General features: G+C 40.6%; 24 protein-coding genes, 1 tRNA gene, 1 rRNA gene and 1 riboswitch. Of the genes, 13 read left to right on the top strand and 13 right to left on the bottom strand.

The genetic code is table 11. The features are described 5' to 3' along the window. Nucleotides 1-121, bottom strand: a 16S ribosomal RNA gene (locus LQ188_RS05925); the annotation flags it as partial. Nucleotides 122-555: 434 nt separating this feature from the next. Here LQ188_RS05925 and LQ188_RS05920 point away from each other — a divergent pair. Beyond that, the gene (locus LQ188_RS05920; RefSeq protein WP_101223533.1) at nt 556-741 is read left to right on the top strand and encodes a hypothetical protein; all 186 of its coding nucleotides are present in this window, start codon (nt 556-558) and stop codon (nt 739-741) included. Nucleotides 742-773: 32 nt separating this feature from the next. Here LQ188_RS05920 and LQ188_RS05915 read toward each other — a convergent pair whose 3' ends face one another. After that, the gene (locus tag LQ188_RS05915) at nt 774-1679 is read right to left on the bottom strand and encodes a DMT family transporter (RefSeq protein ID WP_101223534.1); all 906 of its coding nucleotides are present in this window, start codon (nt 1677-1679) and stop codon (nt 774-776) included. Nucleotides 1680-1824: 145 nt separating this feature from the next. Between LQ188_RS05915 and LQ188_RS05910 the strand changes: the two genes are divergently transcribed. Next, the gene (locus tag LQ188_RS05910; protein ID WP_101223535.1) at nt 1825-2532 is read left to right on the top strand and encodes an MgtC/SapB family protein; all 708 of its coding nucleotides are present in this window, start codon (nt 1825-1827) and stop codon (nt 2530-2532) included. Nucleotides 2533-2647: 115 nt separating this feature from the next. Beyond that, a tRNA-Ala gene (locus tag LQ188_RS05905) sits at nt 2648-2720 on the top strand. Nucleotides 2721-3011: 291 nt separating this feature from the next. Here LQ188_RS05905 and LQ188_RS05900 read toward each other — a convergent pair. Then, entirely contained in the window at nt 3012-4214 is a 1203-nt protein-coding gene (locus LQ188_RS05900; RefSeq protein WP_230176259.1) for a PLP-dependent aminotransferase family protein, read from the bottom strand. 234 nt (nt 4215-4448) lie between these two features. On the opposite strand from LQ188_RS05900, the gene LQ188_RS26810 reads away from it, so the two are divergent. After that, complete coding sequence (locus LQ188_RS26810) at nt 4449-4577, top strand: hypothetical protein (RefSeq protein ID WP_290370098.1); 129 nt, start codon at nt 4449-4451, stop codon at nt 4575-4577. A gap of 24 nt (nt 4578-4601) precedes the next feature. Here LQ188_RS26810 and LQ188_RS05895 read toward each other — a convergent pair whose 3' ends face one another. Both LQ188_RS05895 and LQ188_RS05890 read right to left on the bottom strand, forming a co-directional pair. Next, on the bottom strand, nt 4602-4889 hold the full coding sequence (locus tag LQ188_RS05895) for an MmcQ/YjbR family DNA-binding protein (RefSeq protein ID WP_363320563.1): 288 nt from the start codon (nt 4887-4889) through the stop codon (nt 4602-4604). A gap of 24 nt (nt 4890-4913) precedes the next feature. Next, on the bottom strand, nt 4914-5309 hold the full coding sequence (locus tag LQ188_RS05890) for a VOC family protein (protein WP_230176258.1): 396 nt from the start codon (nt 5307-5309) through the stop codon (nt 4914-4916). A gap of 276 nt (nt 5310-5585) precedes the next feature. Between LQ188_RS05890 and LQ188_RS05885 the strand changes: the two genes are divergently transcribed. Next, nucleotides 5586-5816 carry a helix-turn-helix transcriptional regulator gene (locus tag LQ188_RS05885; RefSeq protein ID WP_137019568.1) on the top strand — a complete coding sequence of 77 codons (231 nt, stop codon included), beginning with the start codon at nt 5586-5588 and terminating at the stop codon, nt 5814-5816. A 40-nt stretch (nt 5817-5856) separates the two neighbouring features. Here the strand turns inward: LQ188_RS05885 and LQ188_RS05880 are convergent, their stop codons facing one another. Together LQ188_RS05880 and mtnK are read right to left on the bottom strand one after the other, a co-directional pair. Continuing rightward, nucleotides 5857-6027 (bottom strand): hypothetical protein, encoded by a 171-nt coding sequence (locus tag LQ188_RS05880; RefSeq protein WP_230176257.1) that lies wholly within the window; start codon nt 6025-6027, stop codon nt 5857-5859. A gap of 177 nt (nt 6028-6204) precedes the next feature. After that, the gene (gene mtnK, locus LQ188_RS05875; protein ID WP_230176256.1) at nt 6205-7437 is read right to left on the bottom strand and encodes an S-methyl-5-thioribose kinase; all 1233 of its coding nucleotides are present in this window, start codon (nt 7435-7437) and stop codon (nt 6205-6207) included. Between the two features lie 965 nt (nt 7438-8402). Between mtnK and LQ188_RS05870 the strand changes: the two genes are divergently transcribed. Further along, nucleotides 8403-9056 carry a methylthioribulose 1-phosphate dehydratase gene (locus LQ188_RS05870; protein ID WP_230176279.1) on the top strand — a complete coding sequence of 218 codons (654 nt, stop codon included), beginning with the start codon at nt 8403-8405 and terminating at the stop codon, nt 9054-9056. A gap of 25 nt (nt 9057-9081) precedes the next feature. Then, nucleotides 9082-9618: a cupin domain-containing protein gene (locus LQ188_RS05865; protein ID WP_230176255.1), complete on the top strand. Its 537-nt coding sequence runs from the start codon at nt 9082-9084 to the stop codon at nt 9616-9618. A gap of 260 nt (nt 9619-9878) precedes the next feature. On the opposite strand, the gene LQ188_RS05860 is transcribed toward LQ188_RS05865, so the two are convergent. Further along, nucleotides 9879-10043 (bottom strand): hypothetical protein, encoded by a 165-nt coding sequence (locus LQ188_RS05860; RefSeq protein ID WP_230176254.1) that lies wholly within the window; start codon nt 10041-10043, stop codon nt 9879-9881. A gap of 410 nt (nt 10044-10453) precedes the next feature. On the opposite strand from LQ188_RS05860, the gene LQ188_RS05855 reads away from it, so the two are divergent. The 4 genes from LQ188_RS05855 (at nt 10454) to LQ188_RS05840 (ending at nt 15956) form a co-directional block, all read left to right on the top strand. Next, entirely contained in the window at nt 10454-11371 is a 918-nt protein-coding gene (locus LQ188_RS05855; protein ID WP_137019574.1) for a proline dehydrogenase, read from the top strand. Nucleotides 11372-11428: 57 nt separating this feature from the next. Continuing rightward, nucleotides 11429-12970: an L-glutamate gamma-semialdehyde dehydrogenase gene (gene pruA, locus LQ188_RS05850; protein ID WP_230176253.1), complete on the top strand. Its 1542-nt coding sequence runs from the start codon at nt 11429-11431 to the stop codon at nt 12968-12970. A 166-nt stretch (nt 12971-13136) separates the two neighbouring features. After that, nucleotides 13137-14606 carry a sodium/proline symporter PutP gene (gene putP, locus LQ188_RS05845; RefSeq protein ID WP_260358658.1) on the top strand — a complete coding sequence of 490 codons (1470 nt, stop codon included), beginning with the start codon at nt 13137-13139 and terminating at the stop codon, nt 14604-14606. A gap of 129 nt (nt 14607-14735) precedes the next feature. Next, nucleotides 14736-15956 carry a helix-turn-helix domain-containing protein gene (locus LQ188_RS05840; protein WP_230176252.1) on the top strand — a complete coding sequence of 407 codons (1221 nt, stop codon included), beginning with the start codon at nt 14736-14738 and terminating at the stop codon, nt 15954-15956. A gap of 335 nt (nt 15957-16291) precedes the next feature. On the opposite strand, the gene LQ188_RS05835 is transcribed toward LQ188_RS05840, so the two are convergent. From LQ188_RS05835 to LQ188_RS05815, 5 genes are all read right to left on the bottom strand, one after another. Then, a complete protein-coding gene (locus LQ188_RS05835; protein WP_230176251.1) occupies nt 16292-17944 on the bottom strand; it encodes an FAD-dependent oxidoreductase in 1653 nt (550 codons plus the stop codon). A gap of 459 nt (nt 17945-18403) precedes the next feature. Then, entirely contained in the window at nt 18404-19894 is a 1491-nt protein-coding gene (glpK, locus tag LQ188_RS05830; RefSeq protein ID WP_230176250.1) for a glycerol kinase GlpK, read from the bottom strand. A gap of 22 nt (nt 19895-19916) precedes the next feature. Beyond that, nucleotides 19917-20741 (bottom strand): MIP/aquaporin family protein, encoded by an 825-nt coding sequence (locus tag LQ188_RS05825; RefSeq protein ID WP_230176249.1) that lies wholly within the window; start codon nt 20739-20741, stop codon nt 19917-19919. A gap of 226 nt (nt 20742-20967) precedes the next feature. Then, on the bottom strand, nt 20968-21510 hold the full coding sequence (locus LQ188_RS05820; protein WP_048683275.1) for a glycerol-3-phosphate responsive antiterminator: 543 nt from the start codon (nt 21508-21510) through the stop codon (nt 20968-20970). Between the two features lie 171 nt (nt 21511-21681). Beyond that, entirely contained in the window at nt 21682-22101 is a 420-nt protein-coding gene (locus LQ188_RS05815; protein WP_230176248.1) for a hypothetical protein, read from the bottom strand. A 155-nt stretch (nt 22102-22256) separates the two neighbouring features. Next, nucleotides 22257-22358: riboswitch (SAM riboswitch) on the top strand. 83 nt (nt 22359-22441) lie between these two features. Between LQ188_RS05815 and LQ188_RS05810 the strand changes: the two genes are divergently transcribed. Both LQ188_RS05810 and LQ188_RS05805 read left to right on the top strand, forming a co-directional pair. Then, on the top strand, nt 22442-23545 hold the full coding sequence (locus LQ188_RS05810) for a 5-methyltetrahydropteroyltriglutamate--homocysteine S-methyltransferase (RefSeq protein ID WP_230176247.1): 1104 nt from the start codon (nt 22442-22444) through the stop codon (nt 23543-23545). Between the two features lie 209 nt (nt 23546-23754). After that, a complete protein-coding gene (locus LQ188_RS05805) occupies nt 23755-24057 on the top strand; it encodes a metalloregulator ArsR/SmtB family transcription factor (RefSeq protein ID WP_057278291.1) in 303 nt (100 codons plus the stop codon). The last annotated feature ends 112 nt before the right edge of the window (nt 24058-24169 follow it).

Here is a 24169-nt window from a genome sequence, read left to right as displayed (position 1 = left end):
ACGTGTTACTCACCCGTCCGCCGCTAATCTCAGGGAGCAAGCTCCCATCGATTCGCTCGACTTGCATGTATTAGGCACGCCGCCAGCGTTCGTCCTGAGCCAGGATCAAACTCTCCGAAGAAATGTTTGACTTGCTCATTTGCTTTTTTGATAGTGTGTGCTCACTTAAAATTTAACGTTGGCGCTTTGTTTTGTTCAGTTTTCAAAGAGCAATTTGTTGTCGTTTCTCTCAGAAGCGACCTCTATAATGTAACACATTCTGTCACGTTTCGTCAACAACTTTTTTTAAAATGTTTTTCACAGCTTGTTAGCTGTTTAAGTTGCTGTCTTAGCGACAAGAAATAATATACCATGTACAAAAAATGTTTGCAATACGTTTTTTAAAACTTTTTCAAAAAAAAACGTTTCACCTATTTTCTTCTATATATCCTTTACACCAACACACCCTTATCCCTGCTTTCTGGACCAAGCTCAATGGTTTATGAATAAACGAAGCATATTTCCAAAGAAACACAAATAGTCATATATAGATATCTTTTTCCATGAGGTGAAGCAATGAATCTGCCATTAATCGGATTACTCATTTCCTACAGTATGACCCTTTACTTATTCAGTACCGCTTATTATGAAGCCATCAAGTTCAGCAGAGAAAAAGGCAAGGTGAATGGTACGACGTTTTTATTCAGCTTTACTTTCGCTTTGGTTTTCACACGGATCACCTATTTGTTTCACCCCTATTAAATAAAAGCAGTAAGTCGGGAGACTTACTGCTTTTATACGGAAACTTGCACTTCTTCATGTACCTTGCTTTTCTTTTCATCTTTTAAGAACATCATCAAACCACCCAATATGATGGTGCCTCCCAGGACCTGAGTCCAGAGTATCGGTTCATCTAATATGAAGTAAGCCAGAATTGTAGCCCCCACCGGTTCAAGTAAGATTCCCATCGAAAGCGTCGAAGTGCTTAACCACTTTAGTGACCAATTGAATAAAGAATGACCTAATAAAGTCGGGAAAATCGCAAGCAAAACAAAATAAACCCAATCGGAAGCAGGGTAAGGCGCCAATGCCTCTCCCTTGAAGATCACATAGAAAAACAATGCAACAGCACTGATTGCATACACGACAAATGTATATGTTATAGAAGAGATACGTTTTCGAACATTTTGACCAAACAGTAAATAACCGGTTACCAGCGCACATGCGATAAGCGAAAGAATATCTCCCCAAAGCGCCATACCACTAATTCTCAAATCGCCCCAGCTAATGACGAGGCTACCTGCTATTGCAATGATGCCGCTCAATATCGCCTTCATTGAAAATCTTTCTTTAAAAAACAGGTAAGCTCCGGCAAAAGCGAATAAAGGCTGGAGGGTGACAAGCACAGTTGAACTCGCGACCGACGTGTAATTAAGCGATTCAAACCATAAAATAAAATGAAAAGCCAAAAACACTCCTGCCGCAATCGAATATAGCCAATCCTTTTTTTCAATGAATTTAAGTTCATGACGGTATTTCATCAAGAAAAACGGCAACATAAGTAAGACGGTAAATAATAAACGGTAAAAAGCGATAACACCCGATGGAGCGGTGGCCAATTTAACAAGGATGGCCGAAAACGATACGGATGCCACACCGATTGCCAACGCTACATAGGGATTCACTTTTGGCATTTGCACTCAAATTCCTCCTTTCAAATGGAATTACATTTCATTGAACTCTATTTTACTATGTTAAAATCATTAAGGTAGTTTTTTTTGAAAAACGGGTATATGGCAACAGACGATCTTATTCTTCGATAATAATTCGGAAGTGGTGAAAAAAATGGAATGGACATTCGACCCTCAATCGGAACTGCAAATCCTTATCAAATTGGGAATTTCAGCTCTACTTGGACTAATTATCGGACTCGAGCGAGAAATGAAGCGAAAACCCGTAGGATTAAAAACAAGCCTGGTCATTTCAATCGTGAGCTGTTTATTAACGATCGTTTCCATGGAATCCGCTTATAAGTTCCCAGGGAGCGATGACGTAAATATCACAATGGATCCCTTGCGTCTAGCTGCCCAAATCGTTTCTGGCGTAGGCTTTATCGGTGCTGGCGTCATTCTCCGGCGGGACAACAACAGCATATCCGGTTTAACGACAGCCGCCATCATCTGGGGAGCTGCAGGAATCGGAATCGCCGTTGGAGCTGGATTTTTCCTCGAGGCCATTGCAGGCGTCATCCTATTGATCATAAGTGTCGAATTGGTGCCCGCAATCGTCACCTGGCTAGGACCGATGAAGTTACGGCAAAAAGAAATCTTTCTGCAGCTGGTCGTACAAAATAAAGATGACATTGCCGTCGTATTGAAAAAAATCAAAGACGAAAAAATATTCATCAAAAACCTTAGAATCAAAGATGTCGCAAATGACAATCACCTTTTGACACTTAAAGTGCTGGTCGATCATAAAGTCAGAACATCGGAAGTGTATTACACCGTTTCCAACCTTAAGGAGATTGAAAGAGTAGAGATCGAAAATGCATAATTAAAAAAACCGTTTGATTACCCTCAAACGGTTTTTTTATCATTTTTGCAAAAATCTCATATTTTATATTGACTTTTCGCTAAAATCCGATAAAATAGTTATTGTACCTCAACTCGGGGCATTAGCTCAGCTGGGAGAGCGCTACGCTGGCAGCGTAGAGGTCAGCGGTTCGATCCCGCTATGCTCCATATCCGAAAACCCTTGCGTAGCAAGGGTTTTTTTTTTTTCTTTGGCTTTAAAAAAATACTTCATTGTGACCATATAAATAATCACAATCTACATATACACATTTTAGGTTGCGTGCTTCAGCAGTGGGCTTAATCTACGGTGCTTAAACAATTTGAGATAAAATCATCGCGAAGGAGTTAAAGAATCCTTTCATTAACAAAGTGCCTACCTCCTTTAAGGAAGTAGGCTCATTCAAATCCATTTTCAAAAAAGCATCGAAATAACTTATAGATTAATCAACTAACATTCCTTCAGGACAATCTATTCAAAAAAGATGCGATAAGCTGTCCTAGTCTTCGAACTCCCTCGATTATTTCTTTCTCATTGGCATAACTGAACGAAAGCCGGAGAAACTCGGTTCCATCGTTTTGATCCAAGAAAAAGTATTTCCCCGGAACATATGAAATACCCTCAGCAAGAGCCTGTGATAACAAATGCGACGTATCCACACCTGGAATTCTCACCCATACAAAGTAACCACCATCTGGTACATACCATGAAACGGATTCTGGAAGAAATTGTTCCATCGAACGGATTAACGCATTACATTTAGAACGATACACATCTTTTAGTAGGTCGAGCCGTTTATCAAAATCGGCGTTTTCTAAGTATACAGCCATTGTACTTTGAGCAAATGGATGGTCTAAATCTTTTTTAAACCACTCTAAAGCCTTAATGAATTCACTTTCTCCCGCTATCCATCCAATCCGCATTCCTGGCGCAACAACCTTGGATAAGGACCCAACGTGGAGGACCCGCCCGCGTTCATCAATGGATTTTATTGGCGCCGGATTTTTATCGAAGGATAATTCTCCGTACGCATCATCCTCTAGAATGAGAAAATCAAACTCGATGGAAAGCTCCAATAAATGCTTTCGGCGCTCAATTGTCATAGTCGTGCCAGTTGGATTTTGAAAGCTTGGGATAGTATAAAGAAAACGCGGGAGGGTTAGACCTGTACGCTTCCTTTGATCCAGCATTTCTTTTAATCGGTATGTTTGGATCCCCTGTTCATCTATAGGTATACTGATAATATGCTTCGTATAGTTTTGAAAAATTTCTAAAGCCTCCATATAGGTGGGAGACTCTACCGCTACAACCGCTTTATCATCAAGGAGAATGCGGGCAATGAGATCAATCCCCTGGCAAGCTCCTGATGTAATCAAAAGCTGTTCTTCTAAAATCAAAATTCCACGCTCTGCCAATCTTTTCTGGATTTGCTGCTTCAGTTTTGCAATTCGTGGACTTCCAAGATAATGGAGCGGCAAATCCTGCTCCTCATCAAGAAGTTTTGCTACAGCTGCCTTGAGCTCCCCAGCAGGAATGAGTGCAGGATCAGGATAGCCTGAACTCAAGCGAATACAGCCATCCGGCAGATTTGGCATCCATGCACCGGGCGGATCATTCTTAAGTGCCGCTTTAATGTTTTCAGAAAAAAAAGATTCAACATTCACTTCAACCATACACCTTTCCGTCAATGAAATCTTAATTGATACTCGTGATTTTTGAAGCTCCCTTATTTTATATAAGCATAAATCTATTGTAGAAACACTCTAAATTAATTTTAAAATTTCTCTAATGAGAGAAAATAATCACTCTTTGCAAATTCTGGAGTCCCTTTTACAAAGACTTTCTTGGTCACTCCAATGCAATCATAAATTATGTGTGTATGGATGAGGTCGTGATTTTTGTCATCAGTATCTGTAAAGCTGGTTAAAGAACGAAAAAATAAAGAAAGGCAGATCGTCCGCCTTTCTTCACTTTTATGCAACTCATGGCATTTCTTAACCAATCGCTTCGGTGCCGCACGTAAATAGGCTTCTTGAATTAGATAGGTCAATTCATCCCAGTCTTCCCCATCCGGACTTTGAATAGAGACCCAACCGTGATGTCCTATATATGGAGTTTTGAAAAAAATTCTCTTTCTGTAGCAATAATTCTTGAGTTTCTCTATCTGACTTGAACGACAAGCTGAATCCTTTCTCGCTTTCACCTGAAATCACGAAGGATTTCCCATTGATTTTAAAAGTGTTGTGACCGAATCCGTCAATATGTTCAACAGCTTCGGGCAGCGCAAGACAGATATTGCGTACATTTTCAAGCATGGCTGCCGTTTCTTGTGATTTCATGTTTTAATTCACCTATTATCAACTCTATTTTGCATTCACATCGGGTTGGTGAACTCCAAAAGTATTGCCTTCGGTATCAATATAGTATCCTTGCCATGCCATTCCGGGCAGGGCAAATTTGGGCAATGCGACCTTGCCGCCATTCTCAATAATTTTAGCTTCCGTTAAATCGTAATTTTCCACTCCCATGGTACAGGCAAATGCATTTAACGTTTGGTGTGTTTCCGGCGGAGCACTATGACGCTGCATCAAAGCTCCATCGATCCCATGTTCATTCTCATTGCCAGTTACTGCTCCAAAGTAAGGCACTCCTGCATATTCACTCCAGTCTTGAAATGACCATCCGAATACCTCTCCATAAAACTTCTTTGCCCGTTCCATATCATTCACATGAATTTCGAAATGAACTATTCTTCCCATGATTTCCTCCTAATTCACACAAGAATTAACCGTATCCTTAAATTATTCAGTCAGTGTTCGCTTACAATAACCCATTTATCATTATATTTTAAATGGAAATAAATTCAAAGAACATCATACATCCTATATAACTTTTTAGAAAGACAACAGGAACCACTTTTTAAATCTCGTTTGCTCCGACCAACCGTTTGTATACCAAATATTTGCGAAACTATGCGTATATTTTTGTGAAAGGTGGACGAGACTGCTAGTAAATAATTCTAGGAGGTTATCAAAATGTTTAGATTCGGGAAGAGAAAGCCGCGGAGCAAGGTCGGTAAATTAATAGATAAGCACGGGTATACACAAGAGGAGTTTGTAAGTGCGTCCGGTATCTCACGCAATACGATAAGCAGAGTTTGCAGCGACCCTAAGTATGTGCCGTCAGCCGGAGTTTTAAAGAAAATCATGAAGGCGGTTCGAAGTATAGAGGCTGACGCAAAGGCAGATGATTATTTTGATTTATGAACGAATATAAAGCCCAAACATCAAGGGTCAGGGCTTTGTCTTATTCCCCGCTTATCTTGCGTACTGCTTTGGAAGGTACCCAGCCAACATCGCCAGTCTTCGTTAATTTAATCCGGGGCTGTGTACCCTCTCGTTCGATGAACGTGATAGGCATTACTTCGTCTGTTGTTATTGGCCTCTCATCGGAAAACATAATCAAAGATTTAAACACTTGAATTTCCATGCGAGTAAGCTTATTAAAAAAAATGATCTACTGTATCTACCAGTAAATCGCTATCCTAATTGTAAAAAACAACCTTCATTTTAATTTTTGTTTACACATATATTGACCTGCTTTATCAGGATAAAAAAATTGATCATTTTTCATTGAATGGATTGAATAAACTTATTAATCCTGATCCACCTCCCGATTTCTAACTTTTTTGATTAAGGATGTTAGGTCGCAAATTTTCCCGGCTTTTTCCCGTTCCAATACCAGCTGTTGCCCAATGGCGAGGGCTAATCTTTCTCCTTTTGCTCTTAATTTGGGATCATTTATGCTTTCCAAATCAGGAACATGAGCTAAACCAACCACTCGACGCATCATTTCACACCCCGCGTATCCAAAGGAATCCTGAAGCAAACGCATCAAATAATCATCTTCATATCCCTGTATGGACACGTAAGAACCGCTTGCTTTTTCCTTCCACAAAGTTCTAAATTCTTCTTCAAAGGTTGTCCAAATTTCCTCTACTGTATTTAATAAATACTCTTGGTATTCAATCCGTTCCTTTTGAATGAGAGTATGTCCTTCATGAGAGCAATAGTTGAGTAATAGATTAGCAATCACAGCTCCAACATCAAAACCCATCGGTCCATAAAAGGCGAACTCTGGATCAATCACTTTCGTGTCCTTTTCCGTGATCATAATGCTGCCTGTATGAAAATCTCCATGGATAAGTGCTTGAGTACGAGTGAGAAATCCTTCCTTTAACTTCATGATTTCAAGTTTAAGCCGGTCATGACTCCAAATTTCTTCTACGACTGCCTTAATTAGCGGGTTGAATTGATTCGTTTTTGCATCGTAATATGGATCAGTAAACACAAGATCTTCTGTAATTTTGCACATTTTAGGATTTATAAACTGAATTACTTTTTGCTTTTTACATTCAGGATCTAACGCTAAATCGGAAGTTAAAAACAGAGTTCTAGCTAGAAAAGCACCAATGTGTTTTGCAAAATAAGGATAACGATTACGGGCAATTAGGCCTTTACGCATTATGATATGTGTAGATAAATCCTCCATGACAGTTAACGCCAATACTTTATCATAATGATAAACTTTTGGAACTGAACCAGGACAAATTCCATTTTGCATCATCAATGCTTCACTCTCAATACGTGACCTGTCTAATGTTAATGGCCAAGACTCCCCAACTACGCGCGCATAAGGAAGTGCTTGTTTTATAATTACACTTTTTTCCGACGAATCTTGTTCCGCTATACGAAATACTAAATTTAGATTCCCATCCCCCATTTCCTTGCAAATTAGTTGAGCATTCTCCGAAAATAAACCCGGAATCTTTTTAATATATTGCATTGTTTCTAGCTCACTAAGTATATGATAATTTAAATTTGTCATTAATCCCCTCTCCCCTTTCTAAGAGCTCTTTTCCTGAGTAAATTCAACTAGTGGTGTGCAACAACACTAGTATAAGTAAGTTAAACAATTGTTTTTTTGTATTTACTCACTAAAAGGGTTATGTCATCATATGTTGTTTTTAAGAGAGGGGTGATTAATTATTCAAAATAACAATTTTATAATCAAAGCAACCAACCTAAAGAATCGCCTGCCAAATCAATTTTTCTCTATTATTCGGAAAAGTGTAAGGGCTTATTAATGCGGGGTATGTTGTTATTAATTTTGGACAAGGCATCCCTGACCTTCTCACAAGAAGGCGTTCAAGAGCTTGTGGATACTTACGAATTACGATAATGCCTTTTTGAAGAGCTAAAAAATTCAATCGGCATGCTCCAGCTCCTAAAGGATCCTACTTTGCCTGGCTGCCAGTAAGAAATTTGCTGATACGTTATTGAAAAAATGCAAAAGTTGTCCTGGGACCGGGAATTGGATTTGGTAAGCATGGAGAGGCATATGGTCGAATAGTGTTTCTTGCCGGAGAGGAATGAATTCAGGAGGATACAAGCGGAATTGATATTTCGTTCTCCCTATTTTATCGCGTTACCCTATCCCCAAATATGATATCTATTGCAATGTCAGTGATTTTAATGACAAACAAATCAAAATCATATGGCCCTTTTCTTGTGATTCAAACTGCAGCAAAGACTGTGGAATGTGTAAACCTACTATATTTCGTTCGCTTTCAACTACCGATTATATGAAAGTTGTAATTGGAGATAGTATCACAGATTTGGCGATTGCCAAATTGGCTGAACTTGTTATTGCACGAGATTTTCTTTTACAAAAATGTAAAGAGCAGTCTCTTCCTTGTAAAGAATTTGAATCATTTTTTGATGTGATTAAAATTTAAACCAAATTACCAATAAGTGTGGTGAAGACCCATAGATAAAAAGGATCTTGAAAAAATTACTCTCGAATCAATCGAAAAGGCCTTTAAAACATTACAAACAATTAAAGGAAGCCTATCGGAAAGAGGCTGGTTTCCGGCAACCAGCGGGAACCTGTCCATTCGTGTAAAAAACTCTTCGTTAGAGCTTGATCAACCTATTATAGCAATAACATCTAGCGGGAAAGACAAATCGATTGATACTCCAGAAGATTTTATTTTAATTGATTCGCATGGGAATCTTGTGTTTCCTACCAACTTAAAACCTTCTGCCGAGACCTTGATTCATACTGCTATTTATCAATTAATCCCTAATTGTGAAGCTGTTTTCCATGTCCACACTATTTACAATAATCTCATTTCAGATCTTTATGGCGATCAAGGAAAAGTTACCTTCACGAAACATGAAATCATTAAAGCATTTGATATTTGGAAAGAAGATGCTTCCATAACAGTTCCAATTGTAGAAAACTATGCTTCCATTCCTAAATTAGCAGAAGAAATCGGCGGAGTTATCCAACCCGGGGTACCAGGTGTATTAATCCGCAACCATGGAATCTATGTATGGGGAGATAGTGAGTTTACTGCTAAGCGTCATTTAGAGGCATTTGAATTTCTATTTGAATATCAAATTAAAATGTTTTTTCTGAAAAAATTCAACCAAACTTTTTAAAATTTTCAAAAAGGAGAATTTTACGATGGCAACAATTCGCATGCGTACTACCAATAGAAGATTAACAGAAGAACAAGAGGTTAAAAGATTTTTGGATGAACAAAGAGTCCTTTACGAACATTGGGATATGAAAAAATTACCCAAGCATCTTTGTGATGAATTTATACTTTCCGACGAGAAAAAAGAAGAAATTCTTAACGTCTTTGATGCGGAAATTAAATCCCTTGCAAATCGACGTGGCTATAAAGAATGGGATATTGTTGCATTATCCGATGCCACTCCTAATTTAGACGAGCTTCTAAAGAAATTTGAACAAGTACATGTTCATACCGAAGATGAAGTTCGTGCCATCACTGCAGGAAATGGCATCTTTACTATCAAGGGTGATTCTGGTTATTTCGACGTAGAATTATCTGCTGGAGATGTGATTTCTGTTCCCGTTAACATCCCCCACTTCTTTACTTTATTGGAAAACCGTCAAGTAGTGGCCGTTCGTTTGTTTATTGATGCTTCCGGCTGGGTTGCCCACCATTATGATGATCCGGATTTCAAGTCGGAATAGAAACTGATCCATCGATTTAATCTAACCCATCTCTGGCAGCCTGAAGTCCAATTGTTTGCCCCCTATGCTCTATACGTGTAAACCCTATACTGCAAGGTTTTTTTCTTGTTCTTGAACACATTAAAATCCCCCGCTTCCATTAGAAGCGGGGGATTTTCATCATTCTCGGATAATATGCTTTTAGCTTGCGGCTCTTTTGTCGCTTTTAGACAAACCCTGCAGGGATTGTTTAAAAGCGACAAATATGTATTGCGCTTGTGCTATTTTCGACTAACCATTTTCTTTATGAACTGAACCACAGGTGACACAATGGATTCATGTACATTCGTAAGGGCATAACCGATCAGCCCCATAATTATCAGGGCTATTATTAATCCTATTATCAATCCTGATGTTTCTCTAAGTTCTTCAAGTACAGCATCCATTCCTTATCCTCCCCGGCTTGCCGAAGCGACTTAATTTTACGGTTTTACATCCATTTTACTTCTGAAAGCTTCATTTATCGTTTTTTCTTCGAGCATTGACCGATTCTGTTAAATAAGGTTCATTATAACGCATTGGATGATTATGGTCGAGCTGCCACTTTTACACGCATTCATTGATGTCTTTCACATCATCGCTTCCTGATGAAGGCTTTATTTCTAGCGTTTCTATATAGGTTTAAAAATAAACCTTCCTATCATTCGAACATTCAAGAAAAATTGTAAACCTTTTCATTTGTCCAAAACCGACAAACAAATGACAGAATTATTGTTTTTTAAGAACATTGAGAATATTGTCGAAAAACCGTAAGCTTAATTTATTGAAATACATCTTCTTAGGGGGTGCGCTTTATATGGAAGCCATTACAAGGGACTTTTTCTTATTTTTATCTAAAAATAATCTGCTTAATAATATTGCTAAAAAAAGCGGAGGAAATTTTGCTGCTGGAAAGATCATTGGAGGAACTGATTTCCAAAGTTCCATTAAATTCATTAAACAACTTAATAATAGCGGCTTGTCGGTTACAGTCGACCATCTTGGGGAATTCGTTGATTCCAAGGAAGTGACCCTGGAACGTACGGCAGAATGCATCGAAACCATCGAAATGATCAGCAGGGAAAAACTTGATTCACAGGTTTCTCTGAAGATGACTTCTTTGGGACTTGATATCGATCATAAACTCGTGATTGAGAATATGACGAAAATTCTTGATACAGCCGAAAAACATAAAGTCATGGTCACGATCGATATGGAAGATGAAGTTCGCTGTCAGGCGACAATCGATATCTTCAGGCAGTTCAAGGAAAAATACAGCTGCATAAGTACTGTTCTGCAAGCATATTTATTCCGCACAGAGAAAGATTTGGAGGACCTTGCCCAATATAAGCCATTCCTGCGTCTCGTAAAGGGTGCCTACAAAGAATCTCCCGAGGTTGCTTTTCCCGAAAAGGATGATGTAGATGAAAACTATAAAAAGTTGATCAAGCAAAGTCTTCTTAACGGTAATTATACGGCCATCGCCTCACATGATGACAAAATCATCGAGTATACAAAAGAGTTGGCTAAGAGGCACAACATTCCAAATACACAATTCGAATTCCAAATGCTTTATGGCATGAGAAACAAAACTCAATATGAATTGGTCAAGCAAGGTTACAAAATGCGCGTCTATGTACCATATGGTCTGGATTGGTATGGATACTTCATGAGAAGGCTTGCAGAAAGGCCATCCAATATTGCCTTTGCCTTCAAAGGGATGGTCAGAAGCTAAATATACATTCAACATTATTAATTGCTACAAAAAATCTATTAAAAGGTGTGATTATCAATGATTTCATATAAACACGAACCATTTGTCGATTTTACAAACGAGGAAAACAAAAAAGCTTATCAGGAAGCACTTCAAACCGTTGAGGGCTACTTAGGGCAAGACTACCCTCTTTATATCGGGGCAGAGAAAGTGACGACTGATGAGAAAATCGTTTCATATAACCCTGCAGATAAGCAAGAGGTCATCGGCCGAGTATCGAAAGCGAATAGGGATCTTGCTGAAAAAGCCATGCAGGAAGCTGTTACCGCTTTTGAAAGCTGGAAAAAAGTGAAACCTGAAATCCGCGCTGACGTTTTGTTCAAAGCGGCTGCCATCATTCGCAGACGCAAGCATGAATTCTCTGCGTTATTGACAAAAGAAGCGGGAAAACCTTGGAATGAGGCTGATGCGGATACAGCGGAAGCAATCGATTTCCTAGAGTTCTATGCCCGTCAAATGCTGACTCTTAAAGATGGTGTGCCTGTTCAAAGCCGTCCGGGAGAATTTAACCGCTATGATTATATTCCATTAGGGGTAGGCATCATCATTTCTCCTTGGAACTTCCCATTCGCTATCATGGCAGGTACAGCTGTTGCCGCTATCGTCACTGGTAACACAATCCTGTTGAAACCAGCTTCGACTACTCCTATCGTTGCAGCGAAATTCGTTGAAGTGATGCTTGAAGCAGGCCTTCCGGCAGGTGTGTTGAATTTCGTTCCAGGAAGCGGAGCCGAAGTGGGCGACTACCTGGTTGATCATCCAAAAACACGTTTCATTTCCTTTACAGGTTCACGTGATGTAGGTCTGCGTATTTACAAACGTGCTTCAGAAGTGAACGAAGGCCAAATTTGGCTGAAGCGTGTCATTGCTGAAATGGGCGGAAAAGATACTATCGTTGTCGACAAAGAGGCAGATCTTGAATTGGCCGCTCAATCGATCGTGAAATCTGCATTTGGCTTCTCTGGACAAAAATGTTCTGCTTGTTCACGTGCTGTCATCGTAGAAGATGTATACGATCAAGTATTAGATCGCGCTGTTGAATTAACAAAACAACTTACAGTTGGTAATCCTGTAGAAAACCATTTCATGGGTCCAGTTATCGATCAAGCTGCTTTTGACAAAATCATGAGCTATATTGAAATCGGGAACCAAGAAGGACGCATTCTGACTGGAGGAGAAGGAGATAGCTCTACAGGCTACTTCGTTCAACCGACAATCGTTGCTGATGTCGATCCGCAAGCCCGCTTGATGCAAGAAGAAATCTTCGGACCAGTCGTTGCCTTCACAAAAGCGAAGGACTTTAACGAAGCTCTTGAGATTGCCAATAACACTGAATATGGTTTGACTGGGGCTGTCATTACGACAAATCGCCTTAACATGGAAAAAGCACGCGAAGAATTCCATGTCGGGAACTTGTATTTCAACCGCGGCTGTACTGGTGCAATCGTAGGTTATCAGCCATTCGGCGGGTTCAACATGTCAGGAACTGATTCCAAGGCTGGCGGACCGGACTACTTGCAGCTTCATATGCAAGCAAAAACAACATCCGAAACATTCTGATAATGTTCCATTGAGCTATTTGAAGATGATTTGAAACCCCTATGGTTTTCGTATCTTTCATTCTGGATACGGAAACCAAAATGAAGTTAAATGGAGGAAGTGACAAATAGGTTGCTTCCTCTTTTAAAACAAAAAATTATATATTTCATCACGAAGGGAGTCTTTTATGGATTACGCATTAATAATTTCGATCAGCATTTACATGGCTGGCATGCTTCTCATCGGTTACTTCGCTTACAAAAGGACTTCCAATTTAAATGATTATATGCTGGGCGACCGGGGTCTTGGACCTGCCGTAACTGCATTAAGCGCCGGTGCCGCTGATATGAGCGGTTGGCTTTTAATGGGTATGCCTGGTGCCATGTTCGCAACAGGACTAAGTTCAATCTGGATTGTAATCGGTCTCACATTAGGAGCCTATATGAACTGGCTGTATGTTGCACCTAGATTGAGAACCTATACGGAAGTCGCCAATAACTCGATTACGATCCCCGCTTTCCTGGAAAATCGTTTTGGCGAGGGCTCACAGATCTTAAGGCTCATTTCAGCTTTGGTTATCCTCGTATTCTTTACCTTTTACGTTTCTTCCGGAATGGTATCCGGCGGAGTCTTATTCCAAAGTACATTCGGCCTTGATTACCATACAGGTCTATGGATCTTAACAGGCGTCACCGTTGCCTATACATTATTTGGTGGATTCCTGGCAGTAAGCTGGACAGACTTTGTTCAAGGGATCATCATGGTTGTCGCCTTGGTTCTTGTACCGATCGTCACCCTTTTCCATGTTGGCGGTTTCGGTCCTGCGATTGACACGCCACGTTCCATTGATCCAGCTCTATTGAATATTTTCACGGGGACGAGCTTTTTAGGAGTCATCTCATTATTTGCTTGGGGACTGGGTTACTTCGGACAGCCGCATATCATTGTCCGCTTTATGGCGATCAGTTCTATTAAAGAGATCAAGAAAGCCCGTACTATCGGGATGGGTTGGATGATTTTCTCGAGTATCGGTGCCATGCTGACTGGATTCATCGGTATCACGTATTTCCATCAGAACAACCTGAAGTTAGCTGATCCTGAAACGATTTTCATAGAGTTAGGGGAAATACTATTCCACCCGCTTATCACTGGTTTCTTGATTTCCGCAATACTGGCAGCCATCATGAGCACAATTTCTTCGCAGCTTTTAGTTACGGCCAGCTCTTTAACGGAGGATATGTACAAAACCTTCTTCCGTCGTTCCGCTTCAGATAAAGAGCTTGTTTTCCTGGGCAGACTTTCCGTACTGACCATATCCGTCATAGCGCTCATTCTCTCTTGGGAACAGAATGACACGATCCTTGGACTTGTCGGGTATGCATGGGCTGGATTTGGTTCTTCATTCGGTCCATTGGTCATACTGAGCCTCTGCTGGAAACGAATGACAAGATGGGGCGCTTTAGCCGGGATGATCGTTGGTGCCGCTACTGTAATTTTCTGGTCGATGGCAGGATTATCCGATATGATGTATGAAATGATTCCTGGTTTTGGCGCAAGCTTGATTGCCATCATCGTGGTCAGTCTTCTAACAGCGAAACCATCAAAAGAAGTAGAAGAGAAATTCGAAGAATTTGAAAAAACTTTAAAACAAAAATAAAACCCCTAAAAGGAACGGTATTTTTCATATACCGTTCCTTCTTTTTTCTTCCCCCTATACACATCATCCGTTTAAAAGTATTATTAAACTAAGTTGTCATATACTTCAAAAAATATTAGGGGGCCATATATGTCATTAGAAAAAATTCTGACTATCACAAACATCAACGATATAACGGATATGGTCAGCACTTATTTAAAAAAACCAGTCGTCATCGAAAATGACCAATTTTTATTGCTGGCATATAGTTCATATTATATCGAACACTTCGACCAAGCCAATCGGCAAACCATCTTCACAAAGCATTGGCCGATTCCAATTCTGGAAAAATTCATGGATGAGGGCATTGTCGAACAGCTTAAAACCGTGGAGCATCCATTTAGGGTGAAACAAATGGAGGAAATCGGTTTAAATCAAAGAGTCGTTGTAAGCGCCGTTCACAAAGGACAGGTCTTCGGATTCATTTGGGTCCAAGAAACGGAAATGATGACTGAATCCGATTTAGAATTTTTACATGAAGTTTCCCATCATATCGGCAAGCTCCTTTATCAGAAAAAACAGATAAACATGAAAAAAGATGAAGAAAAAAATGAATTTTATCAAAAGGTCATTGACGAAGTCTATCAAACGGAAAATCAAATAAAATGGGAAGCCGCCAATATGAGTCTTCTCATTCCGGAAACTTTCCTTGTCAATGTCTTTACAATCGCTCAATCCGATGCGGAACATTTCGATGAATTAGCTGATACTGTAAGTCTATTCGCCAATGCGTTGAATCATTTTACCCATGTATTCACAAACCAATTGAAGATCATCGTTTTGATTGGCAGCAACGGAAAAGGGAAAGACCTGCTTACCGATAGCGCCAATGATTTAACGAACACCGTTCTTTCCCAATTTAATGACAAAAAGGTATTCCCGGGAATCGGAAATGAGTATTCTTCGATTCTTCAATTAAGAAAATCCTATCTTGAAGCCCTGGAAGTGATCAACGCAGCCAAGTTCATCGGTGAACCTGAACAGCTTCCCTTCCAATATAGCAAGCTTGGGATTTTCCGTTACCTCGAAATGATCTCCAACCATCATACTAAAACGAATTATATCAATACGGATTTAGAGATTCTTCAAAAGAAGGATTTGGAAAGCCAAACCAAACTCCTTCAAACACTGGAAATATATCTCTTGAACAATTGCCGGATCAAACCGACATCGGAACAGCTATACATTCATACCAACACATTGAAATATAGATTGAATCAAATAACCGATCTCACCTCAATCGATTTTGATGACTTTCATTCAAGAATGCAACTATACATCGATTTACAGCTTATAAAGCAGAGATCTTAAAGTGCATCGCCAATTTTTAGGTTCGGGAGATTAAATAAGCTAAGGAGAGAAGAAACGCGGCTAGGTCTGCCGTATTCTTCTCTCCTTATACATGTTTCACCTATCGTCTTTCTAAAGGGTTAGTACGATTTTTCTGGACTCACCTTATACGGAAACTTTAGGCGTCCCAGTACGAACGAAATCCATGATTTCCTCTTTTGATAGTTTGCTAAGACCCAGAGTTTCAATGGTTCTTCCACTATTCGGTGTGCCGCCAAGATGATGAGAGAAAGAAGAAAAGGGCTAATGAAAAAAACGCCAGCGATTCCGCCGGCGTCATGTTTTTTGCATATTGGTCAAGATACTTTAATCGCACCCAATATTTCCTGTTCCAATTGATTGGTTCTTTCCATTTTTGTTGATTCCGTCCATCCAAAATAACCAGCCATATAATCGATCACTGCATGTTTATGAGTTTGGACTAAATCGATATCGAATAACAGTGTCCCCGTCCTGCGGAAAAAGAAATCCACTGGAGTTGCGGCCATTTCATGATCTAGTGCGTATTTCAGCTGTACGAATAATTTCTTTGGAAGGCCGCTGATGGCTACTCCGTCTCCTTCGCTTGTTGCGATATCGAATAACACAGGTGCGTTGGACCCGTACATGGCCAATATCGCTTCGGAATCCTTTACAGCGAGTCCTGAGTCTACTCCCATTTGAATATGTTGCTTAATATAATCGGAGAAGTTGCTTGATCCCCCGACATCCCCTCCGGAAATCGGCATGCCTTTAGTGCTGCTGGCTGGGTAAGTTTTATTGGATTGCTCGGCAAGCTTCCCTGCCAAAAGGTCGACCGTCGTTTTTGCCATTTTACGATAACCGGTCAATTTTCCTCCCGCAATCGTGATAAGGCCAGAATCGGACTCCCATATTTCATCCTTCCTTGATATCTCTGAAGGATCTTTTCCTTCTTCAAGAATCAACGGCCTTACCCCAGCCCAGCTAGATTCGATATCATCATCCGTAATGTTCACTTCCGGAAACATATAATGTATGGACTTTAATAGATAGGCACGGTCTTCGGAAGTAACGGTAGGCACAGCAGGATCACCATCATAAAAAGTGTCCGTAGTTCCTACATAAGCTTTACCGGCTCTCGGGATGGCAAAAATCATCCGGCCATCAGGCGTATCAAAATAAAGCGCCTGCTTCAACGGGAACTTCGATTGGTCGATGACCACATGAACACCCTTGGATAACTTCAGCGTTTTCCCTTGTTTCGATTGGTCCTTCTCACGAATGGAATCCACCCACGGTCCCGCTGCATTAATGACTTTGTCTGCGTATATTTCATAAGCATCACCTAAAAGTAAATCGGCAACTTGGACGCCGTTCACCTTACCATTTTCATATAACAATTGTTCTACTTTTGTATAATTTATCGGTGTTGCTCCTTTATCGACAGCCGCCTTCATGACTTCAATCGTAAGACGTGCATCATCTGTCCGATATTCAACATAGTAGCCTCCGCCCTTCAGTCCCTCTTTCTTAACGAGGGGCTCCCTTTTTAGTGTTTCATCCGCAGAAAGCATTTTCCTGCGTTCAGCTTTTTTAACCCCAGCAAGGAAATCATATACCCGAAGTCCAATGGAGGTACTGAATTTCCCGAAGGTGCCACCTTTGTGCATCGGTAACAGCATCCATTCCGGCGTGGTCACATGCGGTCCATTTTCATAAACGATTTCTCGCTCTTTACCAACCTCGGCAACCATTTTTATTTCAAATTGCTTCAAATACCGCAATCCGCCATGAACAAGTTTTGTCGAGCGGCTTGAAGTGCCTGCTGCAAAGTCCTGCATTTCAACCAAAGCCACTTTCATTCCACGGGTCGCTGCATCCAGGGCAATCCCTGCACCGGTAATTCCCCCACCAATGACAACCACATCATATTTCTCTTTTTTCAAAAGTTCGATCGTTTCTTTCCGATATACATTTGAAAACCTCATCCCTGACTCCTCCTTTAAGCATTGCATTCTATTGTTTTTTGTATGAATTCTGCGTTTACTGGTGAATTCGTGCGGTTTACTCGTGAATTCTGCACTTTTACTCGTGAATTTACGCCGTTTACTCGTGAGTACTGCACTTATACTGGTGAATTCGTACGGTTTACTCGTGAATTTACGCCGTTTACTCGTGAGTACTGCACTTATACTCGTGAATTCACACTGTTTACTCGTGAATTCGTAAATTTTGGTACTTATATTCAATTGGTTCATTTGTTCGCATAGTTTATATAGATATTAATATCCCTAATCTGCCATTAAAAACAAAAAAAGAGACCATAAATGCACATTATCGAATTAACGATAACGCATTCATGGTCTCTCCTGTTCTCCGGCCGAGTTATTAACTTGATTTCATTATAGCATACTCCAGCTCATTTGAGAAAGAATACATCTTGTTTTTTATTTAAACGCCATAGCGGCATGTACAGCTTTTTTCCAGCCTTCATATAATTTTTCACTATCTTGCTCTTCCATGGATGGTTTAAAGGTTTTGTCTACCGCCCATTGCCGGGAGATTTCTTCTTGATCCTTCCAATACCCGACAGCAAGGCCAGCTAAGTATGCAGCACCTAATGCTGTAGTTTCGTTTATGGTAGGCCTCTCGACGGGCACACGTAATAAGTCGCTTTGGAATTGCATCAAGAAGTCATTCTTGACTGCCCCGCCATCCACTCTTAATGTCTGCAGCTCGATTCCTGAATCCGCCTCCATTGCATCAAGGACATCCTTCGTTTGATACGCAAGTGATTCAAGTGTGGCACGAATGAAATGTTCTTTGGATGTGCCGCGCGTCAAACCAAAAACGGCTCCCCGCACTTCGCTGTCCCAATATGGAGTTCCAAGTCCTACAAAAGCCGGTACCACATATACTCCATCCGTACTTTCCACCCTTTTTGCATAGGCTTCGCTGTCCTTGGCATCATGCAGCATCCGCAGTCCATCGCGCAGCCATTGGATGGCGGAGCCAGCTACGAATATACTGCCTTCCAGTGCATATTCGACCTTCCCATTCAATCCCCAAGCAAGGGTCGTCAATAGTCCGTGTTCGGAGCTGACAGCCTTGGCTCCTGTATTCATGAGCATGAAACAGCCTGTTCCATACGTATTTTTAGCCATTCCTTCATTAAAGCAGGCTTGGCCGAATAATGCTGCCTGCTGATCACCGGCTGCCCCTGCAATCGGAATCGATTGGCCGAAGAAATGATATTCGATCGTACGTGCATATTCCTCAGAGGAAGGCCTCACTTCCGGCAGCATCGACTTTGGAACAGTCAATATCTCGAGCAGTTCTTCATCCCATTTCAGTTCATGGATATTGTACATCAATGTCCGGGATGCATTGGAATAGTCCGTTACATGAGCCTTGCCTCCTGATAGCTTCCAGATCAGCCAAGTATCGATGGTACCGAATAACAGCTTTCCTTCATCCGCCTTTTGTCGTGCCCCTTCTACATTATCGAGGATCCATTTCACTTTCGTTCCGGAAAAATAGGCATCTATCAACAATCCCGTTTTATCCCGGAATAGATCATTAAGTCCCTTTTCCTTCAAATCATCACAGATTTCACTTGTTTGCCTGGACTGCCATACAATCGCATTATAAACAGGGGTACCTGTTTCCTTATCCCAAACGACTGCCGTTTCACGCTGATTAGTGATCCCGATACCGGCAATTTGCTCTGGCTTTACACCGGATTCAGATAGTACACCGGCAATCACCGCCAAGATCGATCCCCAAATCTCATTGGCGTTATGCTCGACCCAGCCTGGTTTAGGGAAATGCTGCGTGAATTCCTTTTGGGAGGAATGGACGATTTCCCCCTTTTCGTTAAATAAAATCGCCCGCGAACTAGTTGTTCCCTGATCTAATGATAAAATGTATTTTTCCATTGTGTATGCCCCTCCTTTTAATTTAACTGGCGATATTTCTGCTTTCCAATTCATGTGACTGTTTTTTACCAAAAGCATAGGCTAATATCAATAGTACCAGGCTTGCACCCAAAACAGACCAAAATCCTGCTGTTATTTCCCCCATAAAGAATGCTTTATAACAAACGGCACCAAGTGAACCCCCAACTATCGGTCCAATGACCGGAATCCATGAATAGCCCCAATTGGAATTGCCTTTACCGGGTATCGGCAGCAAAAAGTGAGCGATGCGCGGCCCCAGATCGCGGGCCGGGTTAATGGCGTATCCTGTCGTTCCGCCAAGAGACATCCCAATCACGACAATCAATAACCCGACTGCAAATGGGTTTAGGCCCTCTGTAAAATCATTGGCACCTATAAATAATAATCCAAGAACAAGGATGAAAGTTCCAATCATCTCACTTAATAGATTTGAAAATGTGTGCGGGATCGCAGGTGAAGTCGCGAACACACCAAGCTTCGCTCCTGGATCATCCGTAGCTTTCCAGTGTGGCAAATAGTGCAGGAATACTAGAGTCGCGCCGAGTATCGCGCCAATCATCTGGGCAACGATGTAACCGGGCACATCACTCCATGGAAATTCTCCAATAATGGCAAAACCTACTGTGACCGCCGGGTTTAAATGCGCCCCGCTTATGGAACCCACTGCAAAAACACCCATGGTAACCGCCAATCCCCACGCAATCGTGATAACGATCCAGCCGGCATCCTTTGCATAGGAACCCTTTAAGGATGAACCAGCCCCAATACCTGCTCCGAATACAACTAATATCATCGTGCCTAACACTTCTCCCCAAAATGGAGTCATGATAAAACCCCTCCCCTGTTAAATTATTAAACCTTGCCAACAAATAAAAGGAGATCCACAGCAGAACTATCTTCATAAATAAATTATGAATAGATCTGTTGTGAATCTCCTAGTCTCCGTCACATATATTAACTTGTACTGTAAAATATACTAGGTTATGAAAACGCTGTCAATATTTTGTGAAAAATTAATCTATTTTTCTGTAATTTTTTTCAATTTTCCCCTATTAGACGATATCCCATAATTCAGTTTTGGATGTGGTGATCGACGAAGCTCCAGCATCAAGGGCATTCAGGACTTCATCCGAAGTACGTATGAGGCCGCCTGCAAAAATCGGTGTCTGCAATCGTTCCTTCACTTCTTTTATCATCCATGGCATGGCGCCCGGCAATACTTCGATATAATCCGGCTTGGTTTTCTGCACCAGCTTATAACTTTTCTCAAGCGCATGTGAGTCTATTAAAAAGATTCGCTGGATGGCAATGACCCCCTTTTGCTTCGCCTTCAATATAACGCTTGATTTAGTCGAAATCAGCCCATAGGGATTATATTCCTGACAAATGAATTCTGTCGCGTACTCATCACTTCTTATGCCATGGATCAAATCGACATGATAAATCATTTTCTTATTATGTTGTTTTGCCATCATACTTACATTTTTCAATTGTGATATATGCAAATCAAGAAACACACCTATTTCATAGGAACTTTCTAGAAATCTTTCAAAATCCTTCATGCTTGCTGAAGCAGGCAAAATCTTTTGATCCATCATTATCCTCCTCATTCCCAGAAGAACTCAAAACTTCAAGTTATTTAGTATATTTTAAAGAGCTTGATTTATCAATCACATTTTTTTCATGACAATCTCACAATAACACTAACATACCTGGCACTCCCTTTATAGATTGCGGATAAGGTTGTATGTAAAATATCCCTTAACTCATAAAGAAAGTTTCATTATCAATGCACCTTCGACAAGTTCATACGATTTAATTGTGCCCACCGGAATTTTTCTCACGATGTTCCAAGCATTAACATTCATTTTGATCGTTCTTTTTTCAAATTCAAAAAATGGCGGTCTGTTAAATATCCTTTGGTTGATGAAATTCCTGTCAACTGGTTCCATTTCCACTAATTCAAATGAAATCGTTCTTTTTTCCACATGAACCGGTTTTAATGTAATCCGGAAAGCTACGTTTTTCTTAAACATCATTTTTTTCACTTCCATCGTTCCGGAAAGCACAATATGCTTCGGCGTAATCTCGACTTTAATATCCTGACCAGATGATTTCATTTTTATGATTCTCTCTACCATGGCTTCAGTTACCGTTATCGGTATGCCACTTTTGAATGGACTCATCCTTGCATTCCCTCCCCACTCAAAGCTTATGCCGGATTCCCTGATGCCGTTAACATTTCAGTCCGATTAATAAACGGTATATTCTAAATATTCAACCTCCAGCTCTTGACCTTTGTAAAAACTACCTGTATAGTCATAATTAATTTAATAGACAACTCTTATCCAGAGAGGTGGAGGGACTGGCCCTTTGATGCCTCAGCAACAGACTATTCATGTACTGTGCTAATTCCAGAAGTGTAAAAACTTGAAGATAAGAAGAGTATATAGCTTTGTTGCCAACACCTCTTCTTATTTTTTAAGAAGAGGTTTTTTATTTTTAAAAGGAAAGAAGGAATGCAACATGTCAATCACATTAACGAAAGCACCATTCAGGGCCGATCACGTCGGAAGTTTATTAAGACCGGAACGTTTACATATTGCCAGAAAGCAATTTAGGGAGGGTACCCTTTCAGCAGAGCGCCTTCGTGAAATTGAAACCGAAGAAATCAAACGGATTGTCGATAAACAAATTGAAGTTGGATTAGAGGCTGTTACGGACGGCGAGTTCAGACGAACATGGTGGCACTTTGACTTCCTCGAACATTTAAATGGCATCGAGGGATATGTGACTGAAAAAGGTCTCACATTCGATGGTGTGGAAACAGAGAGATATAACGTTCGCAATACCGGGAAGGTTTCATTCAATCCTGAACATCCCTTCATTCGTGATTTCATTGAATTGAACAAAATCGTGAACGGACGTGCCGTTGCCAAGCAAACGATTCCCAGTCCGAATCAATTATTTGCTGCAGGTATTCATAATGAAGACATCTACCCTGATATCGAAGACTATGCAAATGATATCATCAAAGCCTATCAGCATGCTTTGAAAGCCTTTTATGAAGCAGGTGTGCGTTATCTTCAATTGGATGATGTATATATTGCCAGACTTTCAGCTCCAGATTTCCAGTTCAAAGATGGAAAATATACGAGGGAACAGTTAATTGATCTTGCACTTCGTGTCATTAATGGAGCATTGGAAGGCAAACCAGAAGACCTTGTCGTCACTACCCACCTATGTCGCGGAAACTATCAGTCGACTTGGGCGTTTGAAGGAAGCTATGCCCGTATCGCTCCCACTTTATTGGCAAAAGAAAAAGTGGATGGATTCTTCTTGGAATATGATGATCAACGCTCAGGGGATTTCAAACCATTGGAATACATTCCAAATGGCGGTGCACAGGTTGTACTGGGGGTCGTCACTTCAAAAAATGGGGAAATCGAAGACAAGGAAGCTGTTAAGGCACGCATTAAAGAAGCCTCGCACTTCGTTGCTCTCGAACAATTATGCTTAAGCCCTCAATGCGGCTTCGCCTCCACCCATCACGGCAACAAGCTAACCGAAGAACAGCAATGGGAAAAGCTGAAATTCGTCGTTGATGTAGCAAAAGAAGTGTGGGAATGATTTTTTTGCGGAAACTTTAATACTGATTTACAGGATTCGAATAACCTAATCGGCAGCACTTATTAGGGAGCCGATTAGGTCCTTGCAATAATACATTTCCATTCCTTTAATGGCTCTTTTGAATAACGGTATCAAGTTTTGATTTATGAAATTAACGATTAATGTTAAAATCATTTGACATATCGATAATTCTCGATATAATGAAATGTATGAAAACAATCGAGATATTTAAAGCATTATCCAATGAATCCAGGTTGCAAATCTTACAATGGCTCAAGGCGCCTGAACTCCACTTCACCCCTCATGAGGGAATAGACATGAAGGAAACCGGCGTTTGCGTAAGTCAGATTACGGAAAAATTAAACATGACCCAGTCCACGGCCTCTCAATACCTCTCGATGCTTCTTAGAGCAGGATTGATTAAAACGGAGCGGATAGGAAAGTTTACGTATTACAAACGAGATGAAGATGCAATCTCAAAAATTACTGATTTCTTGAAAGAAGAAGTATGAAAATGAACCTGATCCGTACCTTAGAGGGTTGGGTTCATTTCCCCCCCCTAACAGTTCGACATTTCGCGATATGTTTATTTTTTTATCCATACATATTAACATATTCCGATAT

Origin of the sequence: Peribacillus sp. Bi134, from assembly GCF_918698065.1 — a bacterium.
Lineage (GTDB): Bacteria > Bacillota > Bacilli > Bacillales > DSM-1321 > Peribacillus.
Note: the sequence above shows the minus strand (reverse complement) of the source record. Positions and strands in the feature narration are given on the sequence as shown.

Excerpts from the sequence above, each read along its gene's own strand:
- LQ188_RS05920 (WP_101223533.1), top strand. The coding sequence starts at position 556 with ATGAATCTGCCATTAATCGGATTACTCATTTCCTACAGTATGACCCTT.
- LQ188_RS05910 (WP_101223535.1), top strand. The coding sequence starts at position 1,825 with ATGGAATGGACATTCGACCCTCAATCGGAACTGCAAATCCTTATCAAA.
- LQ188_RS05895 (WP_363320563.1), bottom strand. The coding sequence starts at position 4,889 with ATGAAATCACAAGAAACGGCAGCCATGCTTGAAAATGTACGCAATATC.
- LQ188_RS05890 (WP_230176258.1), bottom strand. The coding sequence starts at position 5,309 with ATGGGAAGAATAGTTCATTTCGAAATTCATGTGAATGATATGGAACGG.
- LQ188_RS05885 (WP_137019568.1), top strand. The coding sequence starts at position 5,586 with ATGTTTAGATTCGGGAAGAGAAAGCCGCGGAGCAAGGTCGGTAAATTA.
- mtnK (WP_230176256.1), bottom strand. The coding sequence starts at position 7,437 with ATGACAAATTTAAATTATCATATACTTAGTGAGCTAGAAACAATGCAA.
- LQ188_RS05865 (WP_230176255.1), top strand. The coding sequence starts at position 9,082 with ATGGCAACAATTCGCATGCGTACTACCAATAGAAGATTAACAGAAGAA.
- LQ188_RS05860 (WP_230176254.1), bottom strand. The coding sequence starts at position 10,043 with ATGGATGCTGTACTTGAAGAACTTAGAGAAACATCAGGATTGATAATA.
- LQ188_RS05855 (WP_137019574.1), top strand. The coding sequence starts at position 10,454 with ATGGAAGCCATTACAAGGGACTTTTTCTTATTTTTATCTAAAAATAAT.
- pruA (WP_230176253.1), top strand. The coding sequence starts at position 11,429 with ATGATTTCATATAAACACGAACCATTTGTCGATTTTACAAACGAGGAA.
- putP (WP_260358658.1), top strand. The coding sequence starts at position 13,137 with ATGGATTACGCATTAATAATTTCGATCAGCATTTACATGGCTGGCATG.
- LQ188_RS05840 (WP_230176252.1), top strand. The coding sequence starts at position 14,736 with ATGTCATTAGAAAAAATTCTGACTATCACAAACATCAACGATATAACG.
- LQ188_RS05835 (WP_230176251.1), bottom strand. The coding sequence starts at position 17,944 with ATGAGGTTTTCAAATGTATATCGGAAAGAAACGATCGAACTTTTGAAA.
- glpK (WP_230176250.1), bottom strand. The coding sequence starts at position 19,894 with ATGGAAAAATACATTTTATCATTAGATCAGGGAACAACTAGTTCGCGG.
- LQ188_RS05825 (WP_230176249.1), bottom strand. The coding sequence starts at position 20,741 with ATGACTCCATTTTGGGGAGAAGTGTTAGGCACGATGATATTAGTTGTA.
- LQ188_RS05820 (WP_048683275.1), bottom strand. The coding sequence starts at position 21,510 with ATGGATCAAAAGATTTTGCCTGCTTCAGCAAGCATGAAGGATTTTGAA.
- LQ188_RS05815 (WP_230176248.1), bottom strand. The coding sequence starts at position 22,101 with ATGAGTCCATTCAAAAGTGGCATACCGATAACGGTAACTGAAGCCATG.
- LQ188_RS05810 (WP_230176247.1), top strand. The coding sequence starts at position 22,442 with ATGTCAATCACATTAACGAAAGCACCATTCAGGGCCGATCACGTCGGA.
- LQ188_RS05805 (WP_057278291.1), top strand. The coding sequence starts at position 23,755 with ATGAAAACAATCGAGATATTTAAAGCATTATCCAATGAATCCAGGTTG.